The sequence below is a fragment of the Vibrio sp. Vb0667 genome (assembly GCF_033391095.1).
In genome coordinates, this window is record NZ_JAWPOL010000401.1 from 1 (window position 1) to 1,041 (window position 1,041).

Consider the following 1,041-nt stretch of genomic DNA (forward strand, 5'->3'; position numbering starts at 1 on the left):
CTCATTCTGATCATTCACTCACTGCTCATCCAAGGCCCTCTACGCCGTTCTATCGAGGAAGGCTCACGTCTAGCTTCTCAAAAATACGCCAACCTGATTGAGAGCTTGGCAGGCTTAGAAACGGTGAAAATGTTGAGTGCTCAAAGCCAGTTCCAATACCGCTGGGAAGAAGCGGTAGCGCACATGGCAAACTGGAACATCAAGAGCCGTCGCATTACCGACAGCATCCAAAACGCAGCGGGTTTCGTGCAGCAAAGTAGTAACGTCGGAATGATCATCTTAGGCGTTTACTTGATTGCAGAAGGTGACTTAACCATGGGTGGTTTGATTGCCGCAACCATGCTAAGTGGTCGTGCGATTGGGCCTTTGGTTCAGCTATCGCTACTTTCAACGCGTTATAACCAAGCCAAATCGTCGATGACCATCATCAATCAAGTGATGGAAATGCCGGACGAGCAAGAAGAAGGCAAACGCTACATTCACCGCCCTATTGTACAAGGTAAGATTGAGCTAGAACGCGTTACCTTTCACTACCCAGACTCACCAGTCGCGTCAATTCGAGATTTGAGTTTGACGATCAATCCTGGCGAGAAAGTGGCGATTATCGGCCGTATCGGTTCGGGTAAAACCACGTTAGAGCGTCTCATCATGGGCTTATACCAACCGACAGAAGGTCATGTTCGCATTGATGACACCGACATCGCGCAGCTTCACCATGTCGATATTCGCCGCAATATCGGGTGTGTAGCGCAAGATTCCAATCTGTTCTTTGGCTCCATCCGCGACAACATCACGTTAGGCCGTCCATTAACCGATGACCGTGACGTGCTGGATGCAGCCAATCGTGCGGGTGTGACCGCCTTTACGCAATCGGATCCAGCAGGTTTGGAGCGTCAGGTTGGTGAAGGGGGCGCAATGCTTTCTGGAGGTCAACGTCAGGCGGTGACGAGTGCTCGCGCGTTCCTTGGACGTCCTCCGGTACTCTTGATGGATGAACCAACCAGTGCAATGGACAACCGCTCAGAAATGCACATCAAGCAT

1 protein-coding gene is annotated in these 1,041 nt (G+C 51.0%); it reads left to right on the top strand.

Annotated elements, in window-relative coordinates; genetic code table 11:
- Nucleotides 1-1,041 (top strand): ATP-binding cassette domain-containing protein (locus tag R8269_RS26215; RefSeq protein ID WP_318223038.1); only part of this gene is annotated, 1,041 nt, incomplete at both ends.